Annotated in this window: 6 protein-coding genes; 1 reads left to right on the forward strand and 5 read right to left on the reverse strand. The window is 63.9% G+C overall.

The features are described from left to right. Window positions 1-127: 127 nt before the first annotated feature. From ASD99_RS17200 to ASD99_RS17220, 5 genes are all read right to left on the reverse strand, one after another. Window positions 128-1,507: an aspartate aminotransferase family protein gene (locus ASD99_RS17200; RefSeq protein ID WP_057144367.1), complete on the reverse strand. Its 1,380-nt coding sequence runs from the start codon at window positions 1,505-1,507 to the stop codon at window positions 128-130. Window positions 1,508-1,767: 260 nt separating this feature from the next. Beyond that, entirely contained in the window at window positions 1,768-3,840 is a 2,073-nt protein-coding gene (locus ASD99_RS17205) for a prolyl oligopeptidase family serine peptidase (protein ID WP_057144374.1), read from the reverse strand. A gap of 73 nt (window positions 3,841-3,913) precedes the next feature. Next, the gene (locus tag ASD99_RS17210; protein ID WP_057144375.1) at window positions 3,914-5,086 is read right to left on the reverse strand and encodes an MFS transporter; all 1,173 of its coding nucleotides are present in this window, start codon (window positions 5,084-5,086) and stop codon (window positions 3,914-3,916) included. A 111-nt stretch (window positions 5,087-5,197) separates the two neighbouring features. Then, window positions 5,198-6,373, reverse strand: a complete 1,176-nt coding sequence (locus tag ASD99_RS17215; protein ID WP_056596907.1) for an MFS transporter — start codon at window positions 6,371-6,373, stop codon at window positions 5,198-5,200. Window positions 6,374-6,554: 181 nt separating this feature from the next. Continuing rightward, window positions 6,555-8,462 (reverse strand): phospholipase D-like domain-containing protein, encoded by a 1,908-nt coding sequence (locus ASD99_RS17220; protein ID WP_057144368.1) that lies wholly within the window; start codon window positions 8,460-8,462, stop codon window positions 6,555-6,557. Between the two features lie 261 nt (window positions 8,463-8,723). Between ASD99_RS17220 and ASD99_RS17225 the strand changes: the two genes are divergently transcribed. Next, the gene (locus ASD99_RS17225; protein WP_057144369.1) at window positions 8,724-10,301 is read left to right on the forward strand and encodes a trimethylamine methyltransferase family protein; all 1,578 of its coding nucleotides are present in this window, start codon (window positions 8,724-8,726) and stop codon (window positions 10,299-10,301) included. The last annotated feature ends 255 nt before the right edge of the window (window positions 10,302-10,556 follow it).

Genomic DNA, 10,556 nt, shown 5'->3' on the forward strand with positions numbered 1-10,556 from the left:
GTCGCAGCCGAATCAGCCGCTGCCCCACACACTACGCGCTGGGGATGGGATTCGTTCCCTCTTCGCTTCAGCATGGACTTCGAAGCCGAGCGTTCCCACCAGGAACTCCCGACCGAGGTTCCGAGCCCTACCGCTTGCGCAAATCGGCTTGCGCCAGATCCAGCGCCTTCGAGATGCGCTCGCACGCCATGTCGATCGTATCACGGGTCCAGATCAGCGGCGGCGACAGGATCATCGTGTCGCCGGTGGCGCGCAGCATCATGCCGTTCGCGATCGCATGGTCGCGCACGGTCACCGCCGCACTTCCAGCTGGAAGGAAGCGCTCCTTGGTCGCCCTGTCCTTGACGATCTCGATCGCGCCCATCAGCCCGATCGAGCGCACCTCGCCGACCAGGTCATGCCCGGCAATCCGTTCCTGCAGCGCCTTGGCGAAGTAAGGACCGGTATCGTTCCGGACGCGATCGACAAGCCCTTCCCGCTCGATGATCTCGAGGTTCTTGAGCGCCACCGCGCAGGCCACCGGGTGCCCCGAATAGGTGTAGCCGTGATTGAACTCGCCGCCCTTCTCGACCAGCGTCGAGGCGATGCGGTCGCCGACCAGCAATGCCGACAGCGGCTGGTAGCCCGATGTCAACGCCTTGGCCGTGGTGATCGTATCGGGCTCGATGCCGAGCGTCTGGGCGGCGAACCACTCGCCGGTGCGGCCATAGCCGGTGATGACCTCATCCAGCATCAGCAGGACATCGTATTTACGGCAGATGCGCTGCACTTCCGGCCAGTAGCTGGCCGGCGGTATTTTCACGCCGCCTGCTCCCATGACAGGCTCGCCTATAAAGGCGGCAACCTTGTCGGCGCCGGCCTCGAGGATCGCATCCTCGACAGCTTTGGCCGCGCGCAGGCCGAAATCATGATCGCTCTCGCCAGGCAGCGCCAGCTCATAGGCATAGGGCATCATGACATGGACGATGTTGGGCACCGCCCCGCCGAGCTGCTTGTGCATGCCATCCATGCCGCCGAGCGAGGTGGCGGCAACGGTCGAGCCGTGATAGGCCATCTTGCGCGAGATGATGCGGTTCTTCTCCGGCTTGCCCTCCAGCACCCAGTAGTGGCGAACGAGGCGCAGCGCGGTGTCGTTGGCTTCCGAACCGGAAGAGCCATAGAATACTTGGTTGACGTGCTTCGGAGCGATCTCCGCCAGTTTCTTGGACAGCAGCACCGGCGTCGGCGTCGAGCATTTGAAGAAGGAGTTGTAGTAAGGCAGTTCCTTCATCTGGGCATAGGCAGCCTCAGCCAGTTCGTCACGGCCATAGCCGATGTTGACGCACCATAGCCCGGCCATGCCGTCGAGGATTTCAGCCCCTTCGGAATCGTAGATGAACGGCCCATTCGCGTGGGTGATGATGCGCGAGCCGGTCTCGCGCAATTCCTTGTGGTCGGTGAACGGGTGGAGATGATGCGCGGCGTCGATCTGCTGAAGCTGCTTCAGCGAATAATTCTGATAGGTCATGGATCTGATCTTTCCTCTGGATTCTATCCGGCCCAAGCCGGGGCGAATGCGTCAGAGGATGGCAGGCGGCGAATAACCGATGCGGGCGCACAGCCGCAAAAGCTCCGCACGCAGCGTGCGCGGTGACGGTGTCACCGCGACCCGCAATGCGCGAGTCCTAAATGCGCTACCCAAAGTCCTGACGAGAGCCATGGAAGCCACCTTAGAGCAAAGGCTGGTCGACGTGAACCACCCTTTGCTTGGCCCATGACGGAATGAGTCTAGGCCTTGGCTGTCAGCGCCCTCTGCAGAAACACATACTTCATCGCCGTCTGCGCCGCTTGCGGCCGGCGGTCGCCGCGCCCGCCATGTCCGCCCTCGGTTTCCTCGAAGAACAGCGTCTTGGCATGGCCGGCTTCCTGCAGGCGTGCGGCCATCTTGCGCGCATGGCCCGGATGGACCCGGTCGTCCGCAGTCGAGGTGGTCAGCAGCACAGGCGGATAGGCGGCAGCGCCGTCGACATGCTGATAGGGCGAGTAGGCTGAAAGCCAACTCGCGTCTTCCGGTTTTGACGGATCGCCATATTCGGCCATCCACGAAGCACCGGGCGGCAATTCGGTGTAGCGCAGCATGTCGAGCAGCGGCACCTCGATGATGACGGCACCGAACAGCTCGGGATGCTGCGTTAGCGAGACACCGGTCAGCAGGCCGCCATTCGAACCGCCCTGGATGCCGAGCGAGCCTGCTGTCGCGATGCCGCGTTTGACGACGTCCTGCGCGACCGCGGCGAAATCGTCGAATCCGTTCTGGCGATTGCCCTTGAGCGCCGCCTGATGCCAGGCCGGGCCGAACTCGCCGCCACCGCGGATGCAGGCCTGCACATAGGCATTGCCCTTCTCCAGCCACAGCCGGCCGCGCACACCGGCATAGCCTGGCAGCAGCGGCACTTCGAAACCGCCATAGCCGTAGAGCAGTGTCGGCACCGGACCGTTCTGGTCGCGCCGCCTGACGACGAAATAGGGGATCATCGTGCCGTCCTTCGAGCTCGCCTCGAACTGCTCAGAGATCAGCGGCGAGGCATCGAAACGCGCCGGCTGCGACTTCACGGTGGCGAGCGTCTCGCCATTGTCATCAGACCAGATGATTGAGCTCGGCGTCAGGAAATCGGTGAAGGAGAAGGAGACGGTCGAGCCGAAGTGCTCAGCATGGCTGATGCCGACATTGCCGTTCTCGGGCAGCGCGACCGGTTTCAGCGACCAGCTGCCATCCTTGCGCTCGCAGACGACGACCTTGCCGCGCACATTGTCCATCAGGTTGATGAACAGCCGGTCCTGCGTGCGGGCAATGCCGGCGATGGAAACGCGATATGCCGGCTCGAACAAGGTTTCCACAGGTCCGAGCGCGCCGGTCTCGACCCAGTGCGCCAGATCCAGCGAATAGAGGCCGTCAGGCTTGCAAACCGTGCCGTCGGGCGCCGTCCATGGGCTGCGCACGCCGAAGACGAGCTGATCCCTGAAGATTGCGGTGTCGGTCATGTCGTCCGGCAGTGGCAGCTGTTTGTTTTCGCCGGAAGGCAGCCGCAGGAAGATGTGCGAAGCGAAGAAATTCAGCGTTCGGGCCAGGATCAGGTAACGCCGGTCACCGTCGAACTCGACGGCGGCACCAACGGCGAGATCCTCTTTTTGCGCCTCGAAGATCGGTGTCGCGTCTTCAAGCCTGGTGCCGCGCTTCCAGAGCTTGATCACACGCGGATAACCGGAGTCGGTCTTATCGGACTCTTCGAACGCGGCGGAAACAATCACGGTGTCCTTGTCCAGCCAGCTGAAGCTCGACTTCGACGCCGGCGCGCGGAACCCGTCCTCGACAAACGACTTGGTCGCGATGTCGAATTCGCGCATCTCGCTGGCGTCCCCGCCATCGGGCGACATCGAGACCAGGCAAAGGTTGAAGTCCGGATAGAGCCGGCTGGCGCCGCTGAACACCCATTTGATCCCCTCCTTGGCCGCAAGCTGGTCGAAGTCGACGATCGTTTCCCAGTCGGGCTTCTCGGTCTTGTAGGAAGCGACCGACGTGCGGCGCCAGAGGCCGAGCACATTGGTCTTGTCCTGCCAGAAATTGTAGACGTGACCCGCAATGGCGGCGCCAACGGCGATGTTGTCCTCGGCTGTCATCAGGTCGAGCGCGGTCTGGAACGCCGCCTTATAGGACGGATCACCCTGCAGCTCGCCAACCGTGACCTCGTTCTGGCGATGCACCCAGTCGAGCGACTGCTTGGCTGTCCTGTCCTCCAGCCAGAGAAACGGATCGTCGGTCGAAGGAGCGGAATTTGGCGTCTTGGTGGCGGGCTTGGTCATGAGGTCTCCGATAAACGTGTCGCTTTTCTTGGCACCGCCAACATCGATATGCCGTGTCCGATATTCAATATGTTCAGCGCACGATTGAGGCTTTCCGCCGACCAACCAGGCTCGCGATGGCCAGCGCTAGGCACATCAGACCAAGCGTGGTCGGTAGCCCACCGGCACCCAGCACATCCATGGCGCCACCCGCCAGTGGCGGCACGGCGATGCCGCCGACGCCCCACATCAGGGAGAAGGCGGCGTTGCCGGCGACCAATGCCGAGCCGGTGAAGCGCTCGCCGAGCTCGATAATCGACATCGTGTAGATGCCGTAGGAAACGGCGCCCCAGACAAAGATCATCGGCCAGATCAGCGGCAACTCGATGAGAAGCGGCAGGAGCAGGCAACCGAGCACCGTGATCGCGACGCAGGCAAGCCGCACCAGGCACGCGGAAAGCCTTTCGGCCAGCAGGCCGAGCGGCACCTGCATGGCGATGTTGCCGGCAATCATCACCGACAGCAGCGCCGACATGCGGGTTTCGGCGATTCCGTGATGAGTGCCATAGACCGGCAGCAAGGCCAGCGCGCCCTGTTCGAAGCCGGCGGCAACCACGACGGCAAACAACAGCAGCCATGCCAGCGGCACGAAGCCCAGGACGGAAACCTGATGCCCGGCCTCGTCGACCTTAGGCAGGCGCGGCAGCACCGAGGCCAGGCAGATGCCGCACAGAACAAAGGCGAAAATGCCCACGAGGAAGGGCGGCCATCCCTGCGTGCCGACGGCAAGCAGGCACAGCGGCCCGGCCGCGAAGCCGGCCGAGATGATCGTCGAATAGACACCCATGACACGGCCGCGCCGGGCCGACGGCGCCAGCGCGATCACCCAGATCTCGCTCAGCACGTAGAGCGGATTTGTCACCACGCCGATCAGGAAGCGCAGCGGAAACCACAGATAGACATTCTGCGTCCAGCCGATCAGCGCCAGCACGATCGCCGACAGGGCAGCACAGGTAAGCGCCGTGCGCCCTGCCCCGAAACGCCGCGCCAGCGCCGGGATCAGCGGCGACGACAGGATGAAGCCGACCGGCGTCATCGCCGCCGACAGGCCGATCATCGCCGGAGAAACGCCCTGGCGCTGCAGGATGAAGCTCAACAGCGGATAGGACAGCCCCTGCGCGATGGCGAACACCGAGACGGTCGCGATCACACCGGTAATCGCGGCCCATTGCATTGTCTCGTCGTCGTTCGATTCCGCCAGAGTCATTGTGCGCACCGCCATCGGGCTGCAGGATTAGCGACTGAGTTGGATGGTGGTAAGCCCCCGGCGGGCAAAAACCGCTTGCTCCAGACGATGCTTGTCAGGAGGCTGAGCCTGTCAGGAAGCTCGGCGCACCGACGAGCGATACAGCGCGAACAACACCAGCACCGCATCGAGGCCGGCGATCACAACCGGCAGGCCGAGCGGGCCGATGCCTTGCATGAGCAGGCCGGCGCCGGGCGGACCGACGATGCCGCCGGCGCCCCACATCAGCGCAAAGGCAGCGTTGCCGGCGACCAGCACCGAGCCCTTGAACCGGCTGCCGAGCTCGACCAGCGCCATCGTGTAGACGCCGTAGCCGACGGCCCCCATCACCAGCAGCACCACCCAGATCAGCGGCGTCATGATCAGCAGCGGCAGCAGAAACGCGCAGGCGCTCGTTGCCAACGCACAGACGATGATCATCGCACGGCCGCCAAAACGCTCCGCCAGAAGGCCGAGCGGAATCTGCAGCAGGATGTTGCCCAGCGACAGCGCCATCACCAGCGAGGCCAGCACGGCTTCCGCCAGACCATAGCTGGAGCCGAAGACCGGGACCAGCGCATAGGTGCTCTGCTGGACCGCGGCCGAGACGAGCACGGCAAGCAACAGCGCCGGCGCCATTTTGGCAAAGCCGGCAAGGCCGCTGGCAGGCTGGCCGTCATCCTCGAAACCGGTGAGCTTTGACGAGACGGCGTGCAGGATCACCGCGCAGAGCGTGAAGCCCGCGACACCGACAAGGAAGGGCGCCCAGCCCGAGGTGCCCAGCAGGGTCAACGCGAATGGCCCAGCCGCGTAACCGGCGCCCAGCAGTGTGTTGAACACACCCATCACCCGGCCGCGCCGCGACGGCGGCGCCAGCGACAGCGCCCACACCTCGCCAAGGATGTAGAGCGGGTTGATGACGACGCCGATGATGAAGCGGATGACGAACCAGGCCACCCAGTCCTGCAGACAGCCGATGCCCAGGAAGCAGAGCGCGCCAATCAGCGAGCAGCCGACCGCCAGGTTGCGCGCGCCGACCAGCCGCACCGCCGCCGGTACGAAGGAAGCCGACAGGATCAGCCCGAGCGGCATCATCGCCGCCGACAGGCCGATCAGCGCCGGCGACATGCCTTGCTTCTGCATCAGGAGCGTGAACAGCGGCGAGCTGAGCCCTTGCGCCGCGCCGAACATGGCAAGTGCCGCGGTGACGCCGGCAAGCGCTGCCCATTGCGTTCCCGCTTCGCCTTCGCTGGAGCCGGTCGCGACCATGCTGATGCTGTCATCCATATAAAGTGCTGGCCATCCGGCCAGCAAGCCCGACTAGCTACTGGTTCGATCCGGGGAAAGGAAGGGCCGGCCGGCGAAATCCACTTGCTCCAACGAGCCGTCCGGTTGGCTGAAGCCGAACAGTTCCGGATTGAATTGCGGCGAGTGCCCGGCTCGGCCGACGCTACGGAAAATACCGGGCGATCGCGCCCTTCTTGCCGTCGGCGTAAGGCTTCAGCCACTTGTCGTCAGTGGCGATCCCGTCATCGTCGGAAGGTCCCTTGCCGATCGTCCGGCGCCAAGCGCGGAACTTGTAGTGATCGAACACGTCCAGCATGTGCACCGCGTAGGCGGCGGCGAAGGTCTTGTCGCCCTCGACGATCACCAGGTTCTCGTCATTTTCGTAGGACGCCTTGTAACCGAGATTGTGGCTGCCGGTGATGACGGTGGCGTTGTCTTCCATCGGATCGATGATGACGATCTTGTCGTGCACGATCGCATGGCCGACGGTCAGCACCTCCGCCTGGAAGTCGCGGGCGATCGTCGCGCCGGTCAGGTTCGCCGCCCGCACGATCGAGACGTTCGGCGCGTCCCAGATTTTCTCCGGAAAGACGAATGGCGACTTGCCGTCCTTGTTCGACTTGTGGGTGACCGGATCCTTGGTTGGCGCGACATAGTTGGGCATGGCGGTTTGATCGCTGATCGCGCCCTGCACGATCAGCTTCGGATCGGCCATCGCTGCCGCCACCGCCTGGTCGACGATCGAGTTGTTGCCCAGCAATGAAGGATTGAACACCAGGAACAGCACCGCGCGCTTCGCCGCCTTGATGCGGGCAAAGACGTCCTCGAGGTCGACTGGCCCCACCGAGATATCCTTCTTGTTGCGGTCGGGGTCGTTGGGTGAAAACCATACCGTCATGCCGTCCAGCGCCGCCGTGGCGCCGTTCAGCGGATTTGGCCTGTGGTTTTCCCGGCGGAACGGCACGCCTTGCGTCTGCGCGACATGACCGGCAGCGCTTTCCGAGGCCGGCGGCGGGAACACATCGGCCTTCATGCGCTGCCAATAGGCGTCGAAGATCTCGGCCATATCAGGGTCGTCGCGGATGAAGGCGTTGTTGGACTGGCCGCAGATACCCGTCGACGTCCAGTTGGTGCTACCGGTCATCACTGCTTGCGCCTTGCCCTGGGCATCGCGGTAGACGGCAAACTTGTTGTGGCCAATGTGGTTGTTGTTGAACAGGCGGTCCGTCACCACCACGCCCGCGTCGTGCAAGCGCTTCCTGTATGGCGCGTTACCGGCGTCCCAAGCCTTGGTCTGGTCGTCCCTGCCCGAATTGGAGAGGATAACCTCGACGAGATCCTTGGCGGCGACGATGGCGTCGCACAACGCGTCGTCGCCAAGCTCATAGAGGGCAAGCCTGACGGTGCCGCCCTCGGCCTTGGCCCGTTTCATCAGGCTGGTCAGCACGTCAGGCACATCGCCTTGCAGATAGGCGCGTATCTTGCTGGTTGGATCCTGCAGCACCGCCCTGATCTTGTCGCGCTGCCCGACCTTGATGCCGGCCTCCTGCAGCGCATGCGACATCCATTGCGTCGACAGCACGCCGTTGGTGAAGGCAACCCGCGCCTTGCCGAACATCTGCCCGAGGAAGATCGGCGGACTGACCGCGCCGTGGCCGAGATAGCCCAGCGGCCGCGCCGGCCCGGTATAGGCGGGTTTGCCATCGACGACCTGATCGGGGCGCACCGGCACGGGATCGAGGCCAGGCTTCATGTCGCCGACCGGACGCACCCGGTAGGCGATCATCTCGCCGTCTGGCCTGACGTCGATGCTGTCGCGGCGCCTCCGCACGGTGAGATCGCGCCAGAATGTCTTCTGCACCGGCCAGACGCCGGTATCCTGTGCGATCCATCGCGGATTGCGCTGCCCCTTGAAGGGCACCCAGGATGCCAGGCAGCGTTCTTCCCCCTTGTCGGGGTAGATGCGCACGATCTCGAAACCCAGGCAGCCCGGGATCATGCCGTCTATATCCCAGGAAAGGAATGCGACCTCGTTGTTCGTCGCGGCGCGCACTTTGACGACGTCAGGCATGATTGTCCCTCCAACGACGTTGAACTCGCAAGTATATCAGAAGCAAAAGACGGAAGTGTAACGCACTCCACATTGGCGCATTCAGCCGACGGCTGCTCTCGGGCACTTCCGGGCGCATCAGCGTGGCCAAGCCGATGTCGCGGCCGCGCGGCTGCCGTTCCGGCATGTCGCTTCCCTCGCCCTAGTGGTCGCCGCCTCCGCAATGGCTGGACAGCCGCCGGTCCATTATGGCGCCCGCTATCGCTTCGTACGAGGACCATCATGACCGCCGCCCTACTACCCGCAGAACCGGCCCTGGCACCGGACCGTGCCCGCCGCGGCGGCCGCGCCGGAAAGCGCGCCGGCGGCTCGGCCGCGTTCGAACAGCCGGCTTTCCGCCAGATGCGCAACCCACTCGCGCCGACGAAGCTCGTTTCCGAGGACGAACTGGAATCGATCCACCTCGCCTCCTTGCGCGTGCTGCGCGAAATCGGCGTCGATGTTCTGCATGACGAGGCTCGCCGCATCATGAAGGCGCATGGCGCCGACGTGCGCGAAGGCTCGGAGCGGGTGCGCTTCGACAGTGACATGATCCTCGACCTGGTGTCGCACTGCCCGTCGGAATTCACCATCCATGCCCGCAACCCGGCGCACAATGTGCGCTTCGGCGGCGACAACGTGATCATCTCGATGATGGCGTCGGCTCCCAATTGCTCGGACATGGATGGCGGCCGCCGCCCAGGCAACCAGGCGGATTATCGCAATTTCCTGCGCCTTGCGCAGATGCACAACATCCTGCACTGCACCGGGGGCTATCCCGTCGAACCGACCGACATCCATCCGTCCGTCCGCCACCTCGAATGCATTCGTGATCTTGCCACGCTGACGGACAAGGTGTTCCACATCTATTCGCTAGGCAAGGAACGCAATGTCGACGGCATCGAGATCACCCGCATCGCGCGCGGCGTCAGCCACGAGCAGATGCTGGAGGAACCGTCGGTCTTCACCATCATCAACACCAATTCGCCGCTCAAGCTCGACGTGCCGATGATGGAAGGCATCATCCAAATGTCGAGCAAGGGCCAAGTGGTGATCGTCACGCCGTTCACCTTGTCGGGCGCGATGGCCCCCGTGACCATCGCCGGTGCGCTGGTGCAGCAGAATGCCGAGGCACTGTCCGGCATCGCCTTCGCCCAGATGGTGCGCACGGGAGCGCCGGTCGGCTATGGCGGCTTCACCTCCAATGTCGACATGAAATCCGGCTCACCCGCGTTCGGCACGCCCGAATACATGAAGGCGCAGCTCGTCGGCGGCCAGCTTGCCCGCCGCTACAACATCCCCTACCGCACCTCCAACACTTGCGCCGCCAATACGGTGGACGCGCAGGCGGCCTACGAAAGCGTCTTCTCGTTGTGGGGCGCCATCCAAGGCGGCGGCAATCTGATGATGCATGCCGCGGGCTGGCTCGAGGGCGGCCTGCGCTGCTCCTATGAGAAGACCATTCTCGACATCGACCTTCTGCAGATGGTGGCCGAATTCCTGACCCCGCTCGACCTGTCCGACGAGGCGCTCGGCTTCGACGCCATCCAGTCGGTCGGCCCCGGCGGCCACTTCTTCGGCACCCAGCACACACAGGACCGATACAAGAACGCCTTCTACTCGCCGATCCTCTCCGACTGGCGCAATTTCGAGACCTGGGCCGAGGCCGGATCGCCGACGGCAATGGAAAAGGCCAACAAGGTGTGGAAGGAACGGCTGGCGTCCTACGAGGAACCCTACATGGATCCGTCCATCCGCGAGGAACTCAACGCCTTCGTCGAAAAGCGCCGCTCCGAAGGCGGCGCGCCGACCGACTTCTGATTGGCCGTGTTGGTTGATGAATTGATCGTTCGTATGGATTTGATGAACAGTCGACCCCCACTCCGTCGAGCTGAGCTCGACACCTCTCCCCCGATCGACGGGGGAGAGGAAAGGCGCAAACTTATGCAGGCTGGCTCCCTTCCTCTCCCTCCGGAGGGGGGAGAGCGACTATCTGGGGTGTCAAGTTGCAATTGCGACCTCGTTGCGCGCATCGCGTGCTTTTGCATTGAGGATGACCAGGAGTTTTCTGGCGAG

This window comes from Mesorhizobium sp. Root695, from assembly GCF_001428185.1.
Classification (GTDB): domain Bacteria; phylum Pseudomonadota; class Alphaproteobacteria; order Rhizobiales; family Rhizobiaceae; genus Mesorhizobium.

What these genes read in the sequence shown, in the direction of transcription:
- ASD99_RS17200 (WP_057144367.1), bottom strand. Translation starts at nt 1,507, where the DNA reads ATGACCTATCAGAATTATTCGCTGAAGCAGCTTCAGCAGATCGACGCC.
- ASD99_RS17205 (WP_057144374.1), bottom strand. Translation starts at nt 3,840, where the DNA reads ATGACCAAGCCCGCCACCAAGACGCCAAATTCCGCTCCTTCGACCGAC.
- ASD99_RS17210 (WP_057144375.1), bottom strand. Translation starts at nt 5,086, where the DNA reads ATGACTCTGGCGGAATCGAACGACGACGAGACAATGCAATGGGCCGCG.
- ASD99_RS17215 (WP_056596907.1), bottom strand. Translation starts at nt 6,373, where the DNA reads ATGGTCGCGACCGGCTCCAGCGAAGGCGAAGCGGGAACGCAATGGGCA.
- ASD99_RS17220 (WP_057144368.1), bottom strand. Translation starts at nt 8,462, where the DNA reads ATGCCTGACGTCGTCAAAGTGCGCGCCGCGACGAACAACGAGGTCGCA.
- ASD99_RS17225 (WP_057144369.1), top strand. Translation starts at nt 8,724, where the DNA reads ATGACCGCCGCCCTACTACCCGCAGAACCGGCCCTGGCACCGGACCGT.